At 54.9% G+C, this 19048-nt stretch carries 22 protein-coding genes; 11 read left to right on the top strand and 11 right to left on the bottom strand.

Features of this window, described 5'->3' with window-relative positions; translation table 11 throughout:
* The 11 genes from PHC90_06435 to PHC90_06385 all read right to left on the bottom strand — a co-directional run bounded on the left by PHC90_06435 (nt 1) and on the right by PHC90_06385 (nt 10009).
* Entirely contained in the window at nt 1-1326 is a 1326-nt protein-coding gene (locus PHC90_06435) for a FliI/YscN family ATPase (protein ID MDD3845984.1), read from the bottom strand.
* A complete protein-coding gene (locus PHC90_06430; protein ID MDD3845983.1) occupies nt 1310-1942 on the bottom strand; it encodes a FliH/SctL family protein in 633 nt (210 codons plus the stop codon). Before PHC90_06430 ends, PHC90_06435 begins: the two co-directional genes overlap by 17 nt.
* Nucleotides 1939-2940: a flagellar motor switch protein FliG gene (fliG, locus tag PHC90_06425; GenBank protein ID MDD3845982.1), complete on the bottom strand. Its 1002-nt coding sequence runs from the start codon at nt 2938-2940 to the stop codon at nt 1939-1941. Before fliG ends, PHC90_06430 begins: the two co-directional genes overlap by 4 nt.
* 3 nt (nt 2941-2943) lie before the next feature.
* A complete protein-coding gene (gene fliF / locus PHC90_06420) occupies nt 2944-4581 on the bottom strand; it encodes a flagellar basal-body MS-ring/collar protein FliF (protein MDD3845981.1) in 1638 nt (545 codons plus the stop codon).
* Between the two features lie 3 nt (nt 4582-4584).
* Nucleotides 4585-4872 (bottom strand): flagellar hook-basal body complex protein FliE, encoded by a 288-nt coding sequence (gene fliE / locus PHC90_06415; GenBank protein MDD3845980.1) that lies wholly within the window; start codon nt 4870-4872, stop codon nt 4585-4587.
* Nucleotides 4873-4883: 11 nt separating this feature from the next.
* Nucleotides 4884-5315 (bottom strand): flagellar basal body rod protein FlgC, encoded by a 432-nt coding sequence (gene flgC / locus PHC90_06410; protein MDD3845979.1) that lies wholly within the window; start codon nt 5313-5315, stop codon nt 4884-4886.
* 4 nt (nt 5316-5319) lie between these two features.
* Nucleotides 5320-5682, bottom strand: coding sequence for a flagellar basal body rod protein FlgB (gene flgB, locus PHC90_06405; protein MDD3845978.1), 363 nt, complete (start codon nt 5680-5682; stop codon nt 5320-5322).
* Nucleotide 5683: 1 nt separating this feature from the next.
* On the bottom strand, nt 5684-6973 hold the full coding sequence (locus tag PHC90_06400; GenBank protein MDD3845977.1) for a sigma-54 dependent transcriptional regulator: 1290 nt from the start codon (nt 6971-6973) through the stop codon (nt 5684-5686).
* On the bottom strand, nt 6970-8121 hold the full coding sequence (locus PHC90_06395; GenBank protein MDD3845976.1) for an ATP-binding protein: 1152 nt from the start codon (nt 8119-8121) through the stop codon (nt 6970-6972). The genes PHC90_06400 and PHC90_06395 overlap by 4 nt, the downstream gene beginning before the upstream one ends.
* Nucleotides 8122-8330: 209 nt before the next feature.
* Complete coding sequence (locus PHC90_06390) at nt 8331-9773, bottom strand: sigma-54 dependent transcriptional regulator (GenBank protein ID MDD3845975.1); 1443 nt, start codon at nt 9771-9773, stop codon at nt 8331-8333.
* A 2-nt stretch (nt 9774-9775) separates the two neighbouring features.
* Nucleotides 9776-10009, bottom strand: a complete 234-nt coding sequence (locus PHC90_06385; GenBank protein ID MDD3845974.1) for a hypothetical protein — start codon at nt 10007-10009, stop codon at nt 9776-9778.
* 283 nt (nt 10010-10292) lie between these two features.
* On the opposite strand from PHC90_06385, the gene PHC90_06380 reads away from it, so the two are divergent.
* The 11 genes from PHC90_06380 to PHC90_06330 all read left to right on the top strand — a co-directional run bounded on the left by PHC90_06380 (nt 10293) and on the right by PHC90_06330 (nt 18988).
* Entirely contained in the window at nt 10293-11123 is an 831-nt protein-coding gene (locus PHC90_06380) for a peptidoglycan DD-metalloendopeptidase family protein (protein ID MDD3845973.1), read from the top strand.
* 2 nt (nt 11124-11125) lie between these two features.
* Nucleotides 11126-11575: a polymer-forming cytoskeletal protein gene (locus PHC90_06375; GenBank protein ID MDD3845972.1), complete on the top strand. Its 450-nt coding sequence runs from the start codon at nt 11126-11128 to the stop codon at nt 11573-11575.
* Nucleotides 11576-11870: 295 nt separating this feature from the next.
* On the top strand, nt 11871-12245 hold the full coding sequence (locus tag PHC90_06370; GenBank protein ID MDD3845971.1) for a polymer-forming cytoskeletal protein: 375 nt from the start codon (nt 11871-11873) through the stop codon (nt 12243-12245).
* Between the two features lie 28 nt (nt 12246-12273).
* Entirely contained in the window at nt 12274-12753 is a 480-nt protein-coding gene (locus PHC90_06365; GenBank protein MDD3845970.1) for a polymer-forming cytoskeletal protein, read from the top strand.
* Nucleotides 12754-12907: 154 nt separating this feature from the next.
* Nucleotides 12908-13087, top strand: coding sequence for a 4Fe-4S binding protein (locus tag PHC90_06360; GenBank protein ID MDD3845969.1), 180 nt, complete (start codon nt 12908-12910; stop codon nt 13085-13087).
* The gene (pyrR, locus tag PHC90_06355) at nt 13088-13618 is read left to right on the top strand and encodes a bifunctional pyr operon transcriptional regulator/uracil phosphoribosyltransferase PyrR (protein MDD3845968.1); all 531 of its coding nucleotides are present in this window, start codon (nt 13088-13090) and stop codon (nt 13616-13618) included.
* Nucleotides 13618-14541 (top strand): aspartate carbamoyltransferase catalytic subunit, encoded by a 924-nt coding sequence (locus PHC90_06350; GenBank protein ID MDD3845967.1) that lies wholly within the window; start codon nt 13618-13620, stop codon nt 14539-14541. Before pyrR ends, PHC90_06350 begins: the two co-directional genes overlap by 1 nt.
* Nucleotides 14538-15815 carry a dihydroorotase gene (locus tag PHC90_06345; GenBank protein ID MDD3845966.1) on the top strand — a complete coding sequence of 426 codons (1278 nt, stop codon included), beginning with the start codon at nt 14538-14540 and terminating at the stop codon, nt 15813-15815. Before PHC90_06350 ends, PHC90_06345 begins: the two co-directional genes overlap by 4 nt.
* A 262-nt stretch (nt 15816-16077) precedes the next feature.
* On the top strand, nt 16078-16935 hold the full coding sequence (gene motA / locus PHC90_06340) for a flagellar motor stator protein MotA (protein MDD3845965.1): 858 nt from the start codon (nt 16078-16080) through the stop codon (nt 16933-16935).
* A complete protein-coding gene (locus tag PHC90_06335) occupies nt 16935-17789 on the top strand; it encodes a flagellar motor protein MotB (GenBank protein ID MDD3845964.1) in 855 nt (284 codons plus the stop codon). The genes motA and PHC90_06335 overlap by 1 nt, the downstream gene beginning before the upstream one ends.
* On the top strand, nt 17789-18988 hold the full coding sequence (locus tag PHC90_06330) for a response regulator (protein ID MDD3845963.1): 1200 nt from the start codon (nt 17789-17791) through the stop codon (nt 18986-18988). Before PHC90_06335 ends, PHC90_06330 begins: the two co-directional genes overlap by 1 nt.
* Nucleotides 18989-19048: the final 60 nt, after the last annotated feature.

The raw sequence follows: 19048 nt of genomic DNA, 5'->3' as shown, positions 1-19048 counted from the left end.
CTACACATAAAAGAGTATCTTCATACTGTTCTGCGTCTCCTCCAGGGGGACGCGCTCGTCCACACCCTGTTGGAGGAAGGTCCTGACCTTGTCTATCATGGATATGGCATGATCCACCTTCTGGTTGTTCCCCGGGGTGTAGGCGCCGATGTTGATGAGGTCCTCCGCCCGCTCGAACTCGGCGAGTATCTCCACTATCCGGCTTGCGTATTCCGTCTGGTCCCCGGGGGTTATGTCCTTCATGAGTCTCGATACGCTGCGAAGGACATCTATGGGCGGATAATGGTTGGCATCGGCGAGCTTCCGCGAAAGAACCACGTGGCCGTCGAGGATGGACCGGGCAGAGTCGGCTATGGGATCGTCGAGATCGTCGCCTTCCACAAGGACCGTGTAGATGGCTGTCATGGTCCCGCTTCCCTCACCGTTGCCCGCTCGCTCGAGAACCTTCGCAAGGAGCGAGAAGACGCTCGGCGTGTACCCCTTTGACGTGGGAGGTTCGCCGATGGCGAGGCCGACCTCGCGCTGGGCCATGCTGAAACGCGTCAGGGAATCCATGAGAAGCAGCACGTCGTTTCCCCTGTCCCGAAAATACTCGGCAAGGGCAATCGTGAGAAAGGCGCCCCTTACCCTTATGAGGGGCGGTTGGTCGGACGTCGCGACGACGACGACGGAATTCTTTATGCCGTCGCCCAGGTCGCGCTCGATAAATTCCCTCACCTCGCGGCCGCGCTCGCCGATAAGCCCGATGACGTTCACGTTCGCTTCGGTATGGCGGGCGATCATACCCAGAAGGACGCTCTTGCCCACTCCGGAGCCGGCAAAGATGCCCATCCTCTGTCCCTTGCCGCACGTCAGGAGTCCATTGATGCTGCGGATACCGAGATCGAGGGGTTCCGTGATGCGCCTCTTAAACATGGGGTTCACGGTATCGCGATAGATGGGAACCTTTTCGCTGCACTGGAGGGGACCTTTCCCGTCCATGGGGTTGCCCAGACCGTCGATGACGCGGCCGAGAAGGCCTTCGCCGACGGTGATATCGACGGTCTTCCTCCTGGAGAGTATCCTCGAACCGATGCCCACCCCCCGTATGTCACCAAGGGGCATGAGCAGCGTCTTGCCGTCCCTGAAGCCCACCACCTCTGCGTCGATGGGAACTGCACTGTCAACGGGATAGATAAGGGCAGAATCACCGACGGACGAGATTGGCCCTTTCCCTTCGATGACGAGGCCCACGACCTGGTTCACCTTTCCGTAAACGCGGTAGGGATAGAGGTCTGACAACATGTCCCTCTTCAGGGGCAGGATCTGATCAATCGAGGTTTCCATTGAAAAGCTCTTTCTTAAGTTCTTCCATCTGGACGGATATGCGGCCGTCTATGTCACCGAAGTTCGTCTCGATGACGAAACCGGGCTCGTGCATCGTGTCATCCTTTACGATCTTGAAGTTGCTCAGCTCCGACCCGGAAATGAGTTCGGCGTCCTCGCTGCGCAGGCGTATCGTCGTTCCGCTTCGTTCCTCACAGAGGGAAAGCGCCTTCCTCACCATCCTCAAAATGGCATCGTGATGCTCCCTGCATTCCCTGAGTATGATGGCCTCCGCGAAGACCAGGGCCAGTTCCGTAGAGAGGTTCTCGGCCCTTTTCACCAGATCCTCCTTGAACAGGGAGAGTTCAGCCATGAAACCGCCCAGCCGCTTGATGAGGGGATCCACCTTCTTCATGCCAAGCTCGTGCCCGGCCTTTTCGCCCTGCGCAAAGGCCTCTTCAAAGACCTTTCGGGCCTCTTCCTCCATATTGACCGGTGCCGGAGCCACGACGGGTTCCTCTTTGTCGGCGGGACCCTGCTCTTCGTCAAAAAGCCTGATGAAATCCGAAGATCTTTCCTCCGGCATTTCTCCGCTGAGGTCGTACAGGGTAAAGCGTTCCGTGTCCTGGTCTTTCAAACGAACTCTTCATTCCCCCGGGAAAGAAAGATCTTGCCCTCGCTTTCAAGCTTCTTGGCGACCATGGCGATCTTCACCTGAGACTTTTCGACATCCGAGAGGCGCACGGGGCCCATCGCCTCGAGGTCTTCCTTTAGCATGGCCGCCGCGCGTTCGGACATATTGGAGAATATCTTCTCCTTCATGCTGTCGGAGGCGCCTTTGAGGGCAATGCCCACATCCTCTGACGAGATTTCCTTAAGCAGCGTCTGGACGCTGCGGTCATCAAGGTTGGCAAGGTCTTCGAAGGTGAACATGAGCTGCCGGATACGCTCCGCCAGTTCGGGATTCGTCTCCTCGAGTTTTCCCAGAAGCTCCGACTCGAGCGTCCTGTCCATCTGGTTGAGAATGCTGGCCACCACCTCGACACCGCCGAGCCGTTTGCCTTCGGCGCCGCCCATGGTGCTTTCAAGCTGATCCCGTATCACGCTTTCGATCTCGGCGAGTATCTTGAGCTCCACCTTTTCGAGGTTTGCCATCCGCACGACAACTTCCGTCTGAACCCTGTCGGGCAGGCAGCTTATGGCATCTCCGGCTTTCTTGGTACCCAGTACCGACAGGACCAGGGCCATCGTCTGGGGATGCTCTCCCCTGATCACGTTCGCGAGAACCCTCGGGTCACAGCGTTTCAGGAACTCTCCGGGAACGCCCTTCCTCGTATCAAGATTGCCAAGAAGGATCTCCGCCTTTTCCTCGTCGAAGCTCTTTTTGACAAGAAGGCGGAACTTGCTCTCTCCACCGACAACATTCTTGCCTTTCCTGGAGGCCTTCGTCATGAACTCGTCCTGGACCTTGTGCACTATATGGTCGGGAATCAATTTGAGATTGGTGATCTCCTTGCCGATGGCCTCTATCTCCTGTTCATCGAGGCCCTTCATAACCTCCTTCGTCACCTCGTCATCCATGGTGAGAAGGAGAATAGCGGCTTTTCTGATTCCCGACAGATCTTCAGCATTCATGGATCACGTCCCTTCCTTGACCCACTCTTTGATCACGGAACCGACAACACTCTTGTCCCTCATCACATCATTTATCGCCGTCTGCTGCTTGTTTTCTATTGCGGCAGGCTGGTCTCCTCCTGCCACCGCGGCATTGCCGCTCTTCATGTACACATCCTTGACATGATAAAGTGGTGCGCGATCGGCCCTCGATTTCAGGAATCCCAGCAGGGGCCTGATCACGAAGAAGAACAGGGCCGCAATGATGAGAGCGTAAAAACCGTATTTGCTGAAGCTGAATATCATTTCTTTCCGTTCCGCCGCGTCGAGAAGTCCCTTCTCGTCTGCAAGGCCCTCAGCCTCGAAGGGAACGTTGAGGACCTCTATCTTGTCCCCGCGTGCCTCGTCGATCCCGACCGCTCTGGCCACAATCCCCTTTATATCGGCAAGCTCCTTCTGGGACCGGGGGGAATACTTCAACTCCTCCCCATTCTGGCCCTTCACCTTTTCATACTTCCCGTCGAGAACGATGGCAATGGAAAGGCGCTTGATGTCGCCGAAGGGCTCCACTATCTTCTTGACGGTCTTGCTGACCTCGTAGGTCACCTGAGACTCTTCGCGCTCGGATTCGCTGCCGCGCGTCCCTGCTGCGGCACTCTGAACACTGGCCGCGGCGGACCTCCCATTCGTGTTTCTGCCGGCAACGTTCGGGACGTTGGATGCAACTCCCGGCACACCTGCCGTCGCGCCAAGGCGGTTCAGCAGCTTCTCCCTGCTCTTGCGCTCGCTGATGGGGACCCTCCTGTTGGGGTCGAACTCCTCCTCCACCTTTTCCACCTTGCGAAGGTTGAGTTCCACATTTGCCCGTATGATGGACTTGTTGGCGGGTATGAACCTGTCGAGCATGGATTGAACGGATTCCTCGATGGTCCTCTCCACACCCTTCTGCAGTTCGAACTGCTGGCCTGAAAGGGCCACCGCGGTCCCTGCGCTGCCGGCCTTGTAGAGGATCTTCCCGAAGGAATCGACGATGGTCACGTTGTCGGTCTTGAGACCTTCTATGCTGCCCGATACCAGGTGGACGATGCCGGCCACCTGTTCCTTGGAGAGCGACTTGCCGCCCCTGAGTTTCAGAAAGACCGATGCGGTAACGTCCTTCTCCCTGTCGGTAAAGAGGGTCTGCTCCGGGATAGCGATGTGCACCCGGGAGGACCTGACCTCCGGCATCTGGTTGATGGTGCGCGAAAGCTCTCCCTGTATCGCGCGTTTATAATTGATATTCTGCATGAATTCCGTCATGCCGTAGTTCGTCTTGTCAAAAAGTTCGAAACCGACCCCTCCTCCTCCGGGAAGGGCGTTCTGACCGGCCAGCATGAGCCGCACATCATAGACCTTTTCCCTGGGGACGGAGATCGAAGTGCCGCCGAGGCCCAGTTTGTAGGGCACCTTGAGCTCCTTGAGCTTCGTTACGACCACCGAGGCGTCTTCCGTGGAGAGGCCCGCGAAAAGCGTCTGGTAATTCTCCTTCTGGAGAAGGGAAAGGCCGATAATGGAGCCGCCCACCAGCGCTATGAAGACGAAGAGATACATGTAGAGCTTGCTCTTCGGAGTCGTCTTCAGGTAATTCCTTGTGGTGTTGAGAAGTTCGTCCATCGGCGGCATGGGTTACACCTGCATTCTCATGATCTCTTCGTACGCGGAGATGATCTTGTTCCGTATCTGCATCATCATCTGGAAGGACAGGTCCGCTTTCTCGATGGCGATCATGGTGGTTTGAACATCGGTATTTTCCATCTTGACCAGTTTTTCCACTTCCTGGTCGGCTTCTTTCTCGAGTTCCACGACCTTCTTGATGGAGTCCTTGAGGACATCACCGAAGGAGGTTTTGGCCTTTTCGTTGGCCGGTTTCTGAACCTCGCCGAAGTTGGGAAGAGTAAAGTTTTCTACCTTCATGGGTCCGCCCCCTATTTTATAAGCTCGAGAGTCTTCAGGAACATGTCCTTTGTCGTGCTGAGAACGTTGGCGTTCGCCTCGTACGCACGCGCCGCCGCCGTCATATCCGTCATCTCTTCCATAAGGTTCACGTTGGGAAGCGTGACATACCCTTCCGAATTGGCGTCGGGATGGCTCGGGTTGAACACCATCTGGAAAGGTTTGTCGCTCTCCTTGATGGTATCGACATTGACGCCTTCGATCTTCTTCGAGAGGCCTCCCGAGAAGGTCTTGTCATCGGACACGTCGACGGACTTGAAGACGACATCCTTTTTCCTGTACGGCCCGCCCTCTTCCGTGCTCGTCGTCTGAACGTTGGCAAGGTTCGATGCCACGATGTCCATGCGTGTCCTCTGTGCCTTCATCCCCGAAGCGCTGATCTTGAAAATATCCAATGCTCCCATATTCTTACCTCTTTCCCTCGCCTATAAGGTATCTCATCATAGCAAAACGTTTTGAGGCCATCTGGACCAATGCCTGGTACATGAGCTGGTTCTCCGTGAGCTTTACCGTCTGGTCTTCCAGACTGACGGTGTTTCCATCAAGGCGCGCAAGACCGTCGCGGCCAGGGTTTTCCGTGATCGTGAAGCCCGCTTCGCCCGAGGGGGTCATCCCCGCATCAGCGCCAACGCGTCTTTGCAGTTCGCGCTGGAAATCGATCTCTTTCTCCTTGTACCCCGGGGTCTGTGAGTTGGCGATATTGCCTGAGATCACCTTGTGGTAGAAGGCCCTGATCGAAAGCGCTTTTCCAATGAGATCCACTATCTGCATATCAGTACTCCCTTACCGGCACATCAATGCCCATGGACCTGTATTCATTGATCTTGTTGCGCAGGGTCCGCGCCGTGATGCCCAGTATGCCCGCGGCCTTCGACCGGTTGCCCCTGACGGACCTCAGGGCATCGATGATGAGCTTCGTCTCCATTTCCCTGACGGAACCAACCGCCATGTCCTGGGCCGGCCTTCCCTCATCCAGGTGGCTCATGGTGATCACAGAGCCGTTGGAGAGTATGCATGCCCTGGCTATGACGTTTTCCAGTTCCCGCACATTGCCCTTCCAGTACCTGCCGGTGAGATGTTCCATCACCTCGTCACAGACGCCGATATCCATTCCCCGGGAATGTTTCTTCAGGAGGTGACCGACGAGCGGCGCTATGTCTTCGCGGCGGTCGCGCAGCGCGGGGATGGTAATGGGAAAAACACTGAGGCGATAGTACAGATCCTCGCGAAAACTCCCGTCGCTGACGGTTTTCACGATGTCCCGGTTCGTGGTGGCAATGACCCGGACATCGATCTTCCTGGGGGAGCGGGAGCCAAGGACTTCCACCTCCCTTTCCTGGAGGACCCGAAGCAGCTTTGCCTGGAGCTTGAGGTCCATTTCGGTGATCTCGTCGAGGAGGATGGTCCCCTTGTCTGCAAGCTCGAACTTTCCCGGTTTTCGCGACATGGCGCCTGTAAAGGCCCCTTTCTCGTAGCCGAAAAGCTCGCTCTCGAGGAGGTTCTCCGGCAGGGCGGCGCAATTCACGGCAACAAAGGGCATGTGGGCGCGGCCGGAATTCTCGTGGATGAATTTCGATACCACCTCTTTGCCGACACCGCTCTCTCCGAGAACCAGCACCGTGGCATCCGACCCGGCAACCCTTTGCGCCTTCTGGAGCACCTCTTTCATCTCCCTGGAGGCAAGGACTATCTTCCCGTTGTTCACGCCGAGGGCCCGCCTTACCACGCTGTAGAGCATATCGGTGTTGAAGGGCTTCTGAATGTAGTCATAGGCCCCCTCTTTAATGACCTTTACCGCATCCTGGACCGTGCCGTACCCCGTCATGAGGATGACGGGCACAAGAGGCGACGTCTCCTTTATGGCCTTAAGAAGGTCGATGCCTCCCAGATGGGGCATCTTCACATCGGTTATGACGAGGTCGAAGATGTTCCTGTCAATCTCGACCATGGCCTTCTTGCCGTCCTCCGCCAGGGCGACATTGTAGCCGGCGCGTACCAGCGATTCCTTCAGCGCTATGCGCATGTGATTGTCATCATCGACTACAAGGACATTGGTTTTCATATGACTGCCAGCCTCTCCTTCGGGATATAGATGAGGAAGGATGAACCCGATCCCTCATCGGACTCAACCTCGATCGAACCGCGGTGTGCCTTCACGATGTTGTAGACGATGAAAAGCCCCAGGCCAACGCCCTTGTCCTTCGTTGTGAAAAAGGGGTTGAAAATGCTTCTGCGCAATTCCTCCGCCATGCCCGGCCCGTTGTCGCTCACAACGAGAACCGCATAGCGTTCGTTCTCGCGTATATCGACCTTGATCCTGCCTTTGGAACCTACCGCATCCATGGCGTTGCTCACGAGGTTCATCACGACGAGCTTGATCATATCGGGATCGAAAAGCGCCCGCCCCGAACAGGCAGGCTCAAACTCAAGGTCTATATTCCTGACCGCCGTGGAGACGCTCATGAAATCGAGGGTGTCGCCGACGATGGACTGAAGTTCCCCCTCTTTCAGGGACAATTCGCGGGGACGGGTATAGGAGAGTATATTGTTGATGATCCTATCGATGGTCTTGACACCGAAAAGGATATATTCGACATACTTGCGGTCACGTACCCGCATCTTGCCTGCCATAAGCATGGAAAGGAAAAGTTCCATGCTTCCCAGGGGGTTCTTGATCTCATGGGATATCCGCGCCGCCATCTCTCCCATGGCCATGAGGCGCTCGTCCCGCTCCATATGCTCCTTCATCCGTTCAATCTCGGTGACGTCCTCAATTGCGACGACATGCTTGCCTTCGAACCCGTTGTGGAGAACCTGGGTCTTCCACCGGTACCGGCCGAGACCGCACTTTATCTCTCCCTTTCTGTCCGACGTGCTGCTGAGGCTCCCGATGATGCCCTCGGGGATCAGTTCCTCGGCATTCTTGTTCGCAAAAAGGATGGACTTGCCGTCAACGACGACGACACCGACAGGCAGGGAATCGAGTATTGTATAAAGGTACTCGCTTGCCCTCTCCAACGCCCTGTTCTTCTCCTCAAGCTCTCTTTTCAGCTCCTTGATCTGGTTTTCCAGTGTCCCGTAATGGTTTATTATGGAATCAGAGGCCTTGGAAAACTCATTGAAGGCGTTTTCGAGGATCTTGGCTTCCGGGATTTGCATGAGGGAAAAGATTGCAAGAAGGGTGCCAAGGAAAGATACAGCTATGGCCAATGACCAAATTCCAATAACCAGCGGAAGGAAACGGCCGATTCTTCAATGACCAGACAAAAGTCAACAACCGCACACATGCGGATTCCATGCGGTTCCTGAAATTTGGTCACTGGCCGTTATCTTTATTTCCTGGTCATTGGAGTTTGGTCATTGACCATTCAGGGATCTCAGTCTGATTCCCCATTTGTCATTTTTTTGACAGCCCGACTCTAGTCCAGACCCAGCCTTTTCATCTTTTCTATGAGGGTTGTGCGGTTGATGCTGAGGGCCTGGGCAGCCCTGCTCTTTACGCCCCGGGTTTCGGTGAGTGCCTTCATGATGAGGGTTTTCTCGAATTCTGAAACAAGGGTGTCGTAGCCCCTGTCTATGTCGATATCCGATGACCTGGCCTCTTCCTTTTCCAGGCTGTACAGTTTCTCGGGAAGGTCCTCTATATCGATATGGCCCTCCCTCTTAAGAACCACCATCCGCTCCACGATGTTCTGCAATTCCCTAACGTTGCCGGGGAAATCATATTCCATGAGCGCCTTCATGGCCTCTTCGGAAAAACCTTCGATGGCGGCGGAGTTGATCCTGTTGGACTGTTCGAGAAAGAAGTGGATAAGAAGAGGGACGTCCTGGCGCCGATCCCGCAATGGCGGGATCTCAATGGGAACGACGTTGAGCCGGTAGTAAAGGTCCTCGCGAAATTTGTTCTCGCTGACGAGCTCTTCCAGTTTGCGGTTCGTCGCGGCAATGATCCGCACATCGACCTTTATCGTCTTCGACCCTCCGATCCGCTCGAAGGACTTCTCCTGGAGGACCCTCAAGAGCTTGACCTGTAAATTGAAGCTCATGTCCCCGATCTCGTCAAGGAAGATCGAGCCGCCGGCCGCCAGCTCGAACCGGCCGAAGCGGGTACTGACGGCTCCCGTGAAGGCTCCCTTCTCATAGCCGAAAAGCTCGCTTTCCAGAAGAGTTTCCGGTATGGCGCCGCAATTGACCACAACGAGGGGATTGTCCCGTTTTGACGAGTTGTAATGGATCGCCCTCGCCACAAGTTCCTTACCCACACCGCTCTCCCCGGTAATGAGAACCGTGGCGTTGGTGTCGGCAACACGTTCGATCATCTCGAAAACCTTCTGCATGGGAAAACTCACGCCAATGATGTTCTCGAACTTGTACTTGTCCTTCAATGCCGATCGCAGGATAGTGTTCTCCCGGACCATCTTGTTCTCGGAATACCGCCTCAGGAGATTGGCCTTGAGGGTAAGCCCCTTGGGGATATTGTCGCTCTTGAGGAGGTTGAAGTAATATATGGCCGAATCGACGGTGGCGAGGACTTCCTCGAACTTGAAGGGTTTGAGGATGTAGTCGAAGGCGCCGCACCGCATGGCACTTATGGCGCTTTCCATGCTTCCATACCCTGTCATGACGATGCCAAGGGTATCGAGATACTCCTTCTGAATGAAGTTGATGAGCTGAAGCCCGTCGACCTTGGGCATCATCAGGTCCGTTATCAGGACATGATACCCGTTGTTCTTCAGGGCCGACAGGGCCTTTCTGCTGTCGATGTAGGGGTCGACGGTATAGCCGTTGGCACCGAGGAATTCGCCGAGCATGGAGAGGATATTCTCCTCATCTTCAACAATGATGACCCTTCCTTTTTCCATCCCTATTTCGTTGTCCGCTTGTCGATTATGATCGACTGGTTCTTGAGCATGTCCCAGGCGCGATCCTTATCGCGCTCTTCTTCCGCCCTGGCCCTTTCTCGTGATTCGTCGGAACCGACGGACCAAGTGGTGCCCTGTTTGTCCCTGACGATCTTGAGGTCATCGGAGGCAAGACCCGCCGACGCCGCAAGAAAGATCACCAGAAAAGATAGAACAGCGAGGCCGGTTTTCTTCATTGTACACGTCTCTTTACATACATATTTAATGGTACCCATATGAACACACCAATATATATAGCCAATTTTTGAGGATAAAGTAAGAGAAAAAGTCCCCACCGGGGTGAAAATGGAAGGAAAGCAAATTACCTGTGCCAATTCTGATGATGCGCTTACTTCACATGTTTCTTCTCGCTCCGGGCAGGCAAAGTACATATTTTGCTTTAAATACCCTCCGTTAGGTTAAGGACTTGACAGATTTGCCGATAACGGTATAAGGTTTGCAAGTTCCGAGGATAGTGCTATGAAGCTGAAACGGCTCAAAAAAAGATGCATGACATCCGTCACCATTCTGGTCGTCCCTCATTCCAAGTCGCAGCCTTTGAAGCTGCGGCTGCCCGTGGCCGGCCTCCTGGCATGCATGGTCCTCGCTGTCGTCGGCGCCGTCTACGTCGCGGCCGCCGGGATCAGGACCGCGGACTACTATGTAATGAAAGGCAGGCTGTCCTACTTCACGAGAGAGTTCAACGCGCTGAAGCAGAGCATTTCCTCCCTCAAGGAAACGAACAATGAGCTTTCACGCCTCGTGGAACTCAAATCAAAGAACGACATCCTCAAGTCCGCCGAATTCAGTGACTCGGGCTCCATAGATATCGAGGCCATAAAGAAAGAAATGGCGGAGACCATAGAGTCCGTGGCGGAGATCAAGAAATATATCACCGACCAGAAGAACATTTATCTTGCGACCCCTCAGGGATGGCCCATTCAGGGACAGATCAGCTCCCGCTTCGGGACCCGTCATCATCCCGTCACCGGTGTCAGGTCACACCATTCCGGGCTCGACATGCGAGCACCTCGGGGAACCCCCATCAAGGCGACCGCCGACGGCATTGTCAGTTATTCCGGTTGGTCGGGAGGAAATGGCCATATCATAGTGATCGAACACGGCTATGGTTTTTCCACCGCTTATGCGCATAATAAGGAAAACTTCGTCAAGGTCGGTCAGATGGTCAAGAAAGGGCAACAGATTGCAGCTTCCGGTTCGACGGGCATGTCAACAGGCCCCCACCTTCATTACGAGGTGTGGAAGAACGGCAAACCGGTCGATCCTGCTCAATTCCTGAAGGATGGATAAGAATGGCAAACAAGAAACATGAGGCGGGATCCCTCGAGACCCTTATAGGTCAGGATTCCATCATCCGCGGTGAGATCATATCGAAAGGCGTCGTCAGACTTGACGGCACTCTCGAAGGAAGCATTCAGGCCGACTACCTGATCCTGGGCAGATCGGGTTCCGTCAAAGGCGACATGTCCGCACGGGAGATCGTCATCGACGGTACGGTGGAAGGCGATCTGCAGGCCGAGGAACTGGTGGAGATAAATCCCGACGGCGCAGTGGAGGGCAACATCCGCACCGCAAAACTCATAATCACCGAAGGCGCTTTTTTCTCAGGTACCTCCTTCATGGAAAGACCGCGCAAGATCGAAAAGCCGGAAGAGGAGACTTTGGAGAACACGGAGACCGCCGAGGAAACCGCTGAACCCGCTCAGGAAAAGAAAAAGCTCAAAAGGATCTTCTTCTTCTGACGGTCACTGTCAAAAAACACAACAGAAATTAAGAGGAAGGGGGCCAGAAAGAACCCTGTTCTCTCTTTGCCCTGGATCCCGTCCCCTGAATCCTTCTTTCGCCTGCCCTGCCGCCCCCCGCTCCCTGTCCCCTTATTCCTTATTTTCCGCATTGTAACGAACAAACTCTTATGCTATAAATTAAAAATTCAGGCGAGGTCTTTTGTTGTGGTAAGCTTCTTGCAACACTTTTGGCATATGGATGATATGACAGGCGTTGCTGAGGTATATCTAAAATAAAAAAGGAGAGTTTGCAATGATAAGCGAGAAGAAAGCAGCAACCGATTTCGATGAAAAAGACATCACTACCATAGTTGCCGACGACCTCGAGATCAAGGGAACGATACGTTTCAAGACATCCGTCATGTTGAAGGGCGTATTCGAGGGAGAGATATACTCTGAAGGGCTCCTTGTCGTCGGGCCTACCGCACGCGTAATGGCAAGCATCACGACCCAGACGCTTGTCTCCCACGGGGAGATCACGGGAAACGTGATAGCCAACGAGCAGGTGACACTTAAGAGCACTTCCATTCACAACGGCGACATTTCCACGCCCAATGTCATTATAGAGAACGGTTCCGTATTCAACGGCTCATGCGCTATGAGAGCCAAAGACATCACGGTCAGATAGTGATAAACTCATTCAAAGGGGGTTCGGTATGTCAATAGATATTCCCGAAATAAGGGAAATAGCGGAAGGACAGATCACGACCGTAGTTGCCGAAGATCTGGAAATAAAAGGCAGTATCAGATTTAAGAGTTCAGTCATGCTCAAAGGGGTGGTCGAGGGCGAGATCATTTCCGAAGGATTGCTCGTTGTCGGACCCACCGCCAGGGTAACCGCCAGCATCAACACCAGGACACTCATTTCTCACGGATCCATCACGGGCAACGTCGTTGCCGGTGAACAGATCGTCCTTAAGAACTCGGCGACGCATAACGGCGATCTTAATTCACCTTTCGTCATGATCGAGAACGGGGCCGTCTTCAATGGTTCCTGCGTGATGGAGAGAAGGCAGTCCGACACCGCTTCAGCGCCTCCCGTGGAGACCCAGGAATACGCCGAACCGGAGCCTGTCGCGACGGAAGAAAGCACCGAATCATCATACGGCGGCGAAAACGAGGAATACGAATCCTAGGTTGACCAGCTTCAAGAAAACTCTCTTTCGAGCTGAAAGCCGGCATGGGGTCTGACCCTCCCCGGCTTTCAGCGATATCCAGACCTGAAACCATCTCTATTCCCTGTCTTCTTATTGCTTTTTTTTGGAAAACTTTCTATAGTACTAAAGTACTGTGCGACCTTATATCTCCCGGGCATCCTGCACTGATTGCGGGGAATGTGTATCGATATGCCCCTACGAGGTGATCGTGAAAAACGATGGTCTCGTCGTGGTTCTGACACCGGAGGATTGCATCGAATGCGGGGCATGCATGGAGAGCTGTGAACAGAATGCTGTCTATTTCGGCGATTAAATGAGAAAAAGGATCATTCTCGACAAGAAAGCTATTGGGCGCACGGTCACCCGCATCACCCACGAAATGCTGGAAAAGAGCGAGGGGTGCACGGAACTGTGCCTTATCGGGATAAGAACGCGGGGCGTCTATCTGGCCCACCGTATTCACGACACGGTGAGGGACGTGGAAGGCATCGAATTGCCCTTCGGCGCCCTCGACATCACCATGTATCGTGACGATATATCGAAGCTCAGGTGGCCCGAGGTCAAAAAGACGGAGATATCCTTCGATGTCAATAACATGACCGTCGTCCTCGTCGATGACGTTCTGCACACGGGCCGGACGACCCGGGCAGCCATAGATGCCATCATGGACCTCGGAAGACCGAAAAAGATACAGCTTGCCGTGCTCGTCGACCGGGGCGAGCGTGAATTGCCCATTCATCCGGATTATGCGGGCATCGTCTGCCCGGTGAATGAGAACGAAGAGATTCTCGTCCGGATGAGCGAGATAGACAGCAGGGATGAAGTAGTGATCGTAAAGGCCTGATGAACTGGAAAAGAAAAGACCTCCTCGGCATTCGCGACCTCTCGAAGGAGGAGATGCTTTTTATTCTCGATACGGCCGAATCCTTCAAGGACATTTCAAAAAGGGAGATCAAAAAGGTCCCAACACTCCGGGGCAAAACGGTCATCACTCTCTTTTACGAGCCAAGCACCCGGACGCGCACATCCTTCGAGATAGCCGCGAAGCGCCTCAGCGCCGACACGATAAACATATCTTCAAGCACAAGCAGTTCGACCAAAGGAGAAAGCCTCAAAGATACGGCCAGGAACCTTCAATCCATGCACCCTGACGCCATTGTCATCCGCCACGGCATGCCGGGAGCGCCCCACATGCTCGCCGGCATTCTCGACTCCTGCGTCATAAATGGAGGTGACGGCTCCCATGAACATCCGACGCAGGCGCTGCTCGACCTTTTCACGATACGCGATAAGAAGGGACGCATCGACGGGCTCAAGGTGGTCATCGTCGGAGACATAGCCCACAGCAGGGTTGCCCGGTCGAACATCTTCTCACTCAGGAAATTCGGCAACGAGGTCATCTGCTGCGGACCGCCCACTATGATACCTCCCCACATCGAGACCCTGGGGGTCAGGATGGAATATGATCTCAACAAGGCGGTTAAGAACGCCGACGTCATCATGATGCTCAGGATCCAGAAAGAACGGGGTGGTACGACATACATACCCTCAACAAAGGAGTATTCCACCCTCTACGGCCTCGGGAAGCAACACATCGAAGCCGCCGGCGATAACGTGATAATCATGCACCCCGGTCCCATGAACCGGGGCATCGAGATTTCCGACGAGGTCGCAGACGGACCTTCATCGGTGATCCTCGACCAGGTTGAGAACGGCGTCGCCGTCCGCATGGCCGTCCTTTATCTCCTCATTGGAGGTGAAGCGTGAAAGTCCTGATACGGGGAGGCCGTCTCGTCGACCCGAAGAACGCCATCGATGACAGGTACGATATCCTCATCGATGGTCCGGTGATCAAGGGGGTTTCAAAAAATATCCGGAAGGTCGATGGCAACACAAAGATAATAGATGCATCAAAACGGATCGTGGCGCCCGGTCTTATCGACGTGCACTGCCATCTGCGGGAACCCGGTTTCGAATACAAGGAAACCATAAGGACGGGCACGATGGCGGCGGTGCGCGGCGGGTTCACCACTATTGTCTGCATGGCGAACACAAACCCCGTCAATGATTCGCGGAGCGTCACCGAATTTATCGTCGAGAGAGCCCGTGCGGAAGGCTTCTGCAAGGTTCTTCCCTGCGGCGCCATCACAAAGGGGCTTCGCAGTGAGGAACTCTCCGAGATCGGCGAGATGTACGCAGCCGGCATAGTGGCTGTCTCAGACGACGGAAAGTCCGTCCGCGGCGCAGGGCTCTTGCGCAAAGCCCTTGAATACACAAAGATCTTCAGCCTTCCCGTCATATCCCACTGCGAGGACGATACCCTCTCCGGAGGTTGTGTGCACGAAGGCCATGCCTCGCTCCTGAGCGGACTCGAGGGAGTTCCCGCCATCGCCGAAGAACTCATCGTGGGAAGGGATATCGCCGTCGCGCGATACGTCGACGCGCCCCTCCACATCACCCATATCTCCACGGCCGGCAGCGTCGAGATCATCGAGCGGGCCAGGCGGTCATTCAAGAAGATCACCTGCGACACATGTCCCCATTATTTCACGCTCACCGATGAAGCGACTCTCACATACGACACGAACACAAAGGTGAATCCACCCCTGAGGTCGAAAGAGGATGTCAGGGCCATCAGGGAGGGGCTTCGAAAGGGGACTATCGACATCATAGCAACGGACCACGCCCCCCATGAATTCACCTCCAAAGACATGGAATTCGATCTGGCAAGCTTCGGCATTTCGGGTTTCGAGACGGCCTTCGCCCTTGCGCTGGGGCTTGTGCGCGAGGACGTCCTTGACATGAGGGGTCTTCTGGCGAAGATGACCATGAACCCGGCGGAATTGCTGGGCATAGGGTCGGGAGTCGTAGCTGAAGGCGCCCCGGCAGACCTCATCATTTTCGACCCCGACATCGAATGGACTGTAGACAGAGATTCCTTTGCGTCCAAGGGAAGGAACACCCCCTTCCACGGTATGACCCTCCACGGCAAAAACCTCCTCACCATGGTAAGCGGAAAGGTCGTCTATAACCAAATGTAGAGGCCGTTCCAAGTTGAAAAGGCTGGGTATACCGGGTATAGCACCCCTCCCCGCTGTACCTTCAGCGGCCCACGCTCTCTCACCTGCTCCTTCCTGATTCCCCTGAAACCCGAAACATTCCTTTAATCTTTTCATTGTCCGTCCGATAACCTTCATACGGAATGAAGCACAGCATAGTATTAGCGTTCTGGTTCGTACAGGGTGATGGGTCCTATATGACCTCGCGGAGGCAAAGGGGTTCCTTGAGGATGCGGAAGATATAATGTTTGTCATAATCGGTGCGATCGTCGTTTTGGTTTCTGTGTTCGGGGGCTTCGTCCTGGAAGGCGGTCCCCTGAAGCTCATCGTACAGCCGGTGGAATTCCTCATCATAGGCGGGGCGGCCCTGGGGGCAATGGTCATATCGGCCCCCAAGAAGCTTCTCATGAAGATCCTCGCAAAGGCAATCGGTTCACTGAAAGGAGCCAGTGTGAACCGTCAGCTTTACCTCGACCTTCTGAGACTCATGTACGAGATCTTCCAGGTCACCCGCAAGGACGGCCTTATCGCGCTTGAATCCCACATCGAGCACCCGGAACAAAGCAAGATCTTCACCAAGTACCCCAACATTACAAACCAGCACCACATAATATCTTTCATGACGGACACCTTCAGACTCATCGTTCTCGGAGGCATCGCGCCCCATGATATAGAAAGCCTCATGGACCTCGACATCGAAACACACCATCAGGAAGGTTCCCTGCCGGGCATGATCCTGCAGAAGATCGGCGATTCCATGCCGGGCCTCGGAATTGTTGCCGCTGTTCTCGGCATCGTCATAACCATGCAGGCGATCAACGGCCCGCCCGAGGAGATCGGTCACAAAGTGGCGGTTGCCCTCGTCGGCACCTTTCTGGGCATCTTTTTGTCATATGGCTTTATCCAGCCCCTCGCCACCAACCTGGACCTTGCCGCGGAAGAGGAATCACAGGTATACGAGGCCATAAAGTCCGGTATCATCTCCCTCGCCAAAGGGTTCAACCCGATAGTCTCCGTGGAATTCGCCCGGAGGTCGATTCCCAATGATTACCGGCCCACCTTCCAGGAAATGGAATCCTTCGTAAAAGGAGTCGTCAAATAATGATCGATGACCACCAGACTCCTGTACGGATAATAGTCAAAAAGAAGAGGGGGCACGGGGGGCACCACGGCGGAGCATGGAAAGTGGCATATGCGGATTTTGTCACTGCAATGATGGCCCTCTTCATCGTCCTGTGGATCGTGGGCCAGAGCAACGCCGTCAAGCAGGCAGTATCGGCCTATTTCCAGGATCCCGGGGTCTTCGACAGCGGCCGCGGAGGGAGCCTGCTCCAGGGTTCCACCGGACCCGCGCCAGGTCCGACAATGGACATCTCCTCGGAGATCGATAAATTGAAGGCTGAGGCGAAGAAGCTGGAAGCCGTGATCAAGGCCCATCCCGAATTTGACAGGTTCAGGGACAGGATAGAGATCACCGTGACCAGGGAAGGTCTGCGCATCGAACTCCTGGAAAATTCCAATGGTCTCTTCTTCGATGTCGGCAGCGCCAAGCTCAAGCCGGAAACGGTAAGCCTCCTCAAGCTCGTCGCCGCAGACGTGGGCCGGCTCAAGAACAAGATCATGATCGAGGGCTATACCGATGCACGGCCCTACGTCAACCCCGATTATACGAACTGGGAGCTGAGCGCCGACCGGGCGAACATGGCCAGAAGGATCCTTGAACAGAACGGGATCGGAAAGGAGCAGATCTCCCAGGTGCGCGGTTTTGCCGACCGCAACCTCAAGCACCCTGACAAGCCCCTGGATTTTGGAAACAGGCGGGTGAGCATACTTGTCACGACGATGGAAGCAAAACCGGCGGATGCCATCACGCCTGCCGCTCCCGCTGCAGCACCGCAGAAGGAATCGGTGGCACCTAAGGCCCCTTCCGTCTCACCCGGGATCGAGACAAAATAATGGAAAGACCGGCGGTGCGCATCCTTCTCGTAGACGACGACAATACTTTTCGCGGCATCTTCGCAAAATTCTTCGCCCGGTATCCCGGCTTCGAGATCCACGAGGCAGGCAACGGTCAGGAAGGTCTTCGCAAGGCACGGGACATCCGGCCCGACCTCATCCTGAGCGACTATGACATGCCTATCATCGACGGCCTGGAATTCTGCCGTCAGATCCGAAACACCCCCGAGACCGCTTCGGTGTTCTTCCTCTTCCTTACCGCGGAAAAGGACGAGAAGCTGAAGATTCAGGCCTTCGAGTGCGGCGCCGACGACTACATCGAAAAATCGACCCCTCCCGTCATCCTGACGAGCAAGATAAGGGCATTTCTGCGAATCAAACAGCTTCAGAACGAACTCGTCGACGAGAAAGAAAAGCTTGCCGACGCAAATCAGACCCTGGAGCGCAATTTCAAGGAGCTGACCCAGATCCTCCTGAAGATCATCGATGTGCGGGTGCCCGGTGCCGCCGACCGCGCACACGCGGCACGAGAGGCGGCTCGTTTCATCTGCAAGAAAATGGGAACCGACGAGGAGGAAACGGACAAGATCCTCTTTGGAGCACAATTGCACGAGATCGGAAAGATCGGACTGCCCGATACCATCGCCGACAAGAGCAAGAACGCTATGGCTATGAGCGACCGCAACATCTACAACCAGCACCCCGTCATCGGCTCTCTCATAATATCCACTATCTCGGGATTCAAGAAGTCCGCCGACGCCATCTATCACCAGCACGAGAACTTTGACGGCACGGGCACACCCGAGGGCCTCATCGGCAACGAGATACCTTCCGGAGCGCGTATCCTGCGCGGCATAGTCCTTCAGAGCGACCTGTGCCGCTCAGGATATGACCGCGACGACATTTTACGCGAGATAAGACAGTCGGCCAACAGGATCCTCGACCCCACGGTTGCATCGTCACTCGCCGAGCATATTGTCGAAAATGACCGCGAATTTGCAGTGAACAAGTGCAAGATCGCATTGGACGAGCTCAAACCAGGCATGGTCATCGCGGAGGACATCTACGCGGCAAGCGGCGTCAAACTGATCCCCAAACACGTCAAGGTCCAGGACCGCATGCTCCAGGTTCTCCTGGACAGAAACGACAGTGACCCCATCATCGGCGGGGTATACGTCATGATAGGGAAGACGGTCTGAATAGCCTCAATCGCTCGGATCGCCTGAGAGGGAAAGGCTTGAATCTTTGAGGGCGCAGGT

It is taken from the genome of Syntrophorhabdaceae bacterium (assembly GCA_028698615.1).
Lineage (GTDB): Bacteria > Desulfobacterota > Syntrophorhabdia > Syntrophorhabdales > Syntrophorhabdaceae > Delta-02.
The sequence above is the reverse complement of the archived record's forward strand: the minus strand, read 5'-3'. Positions and strand labels throughout refer to the sequence as shown.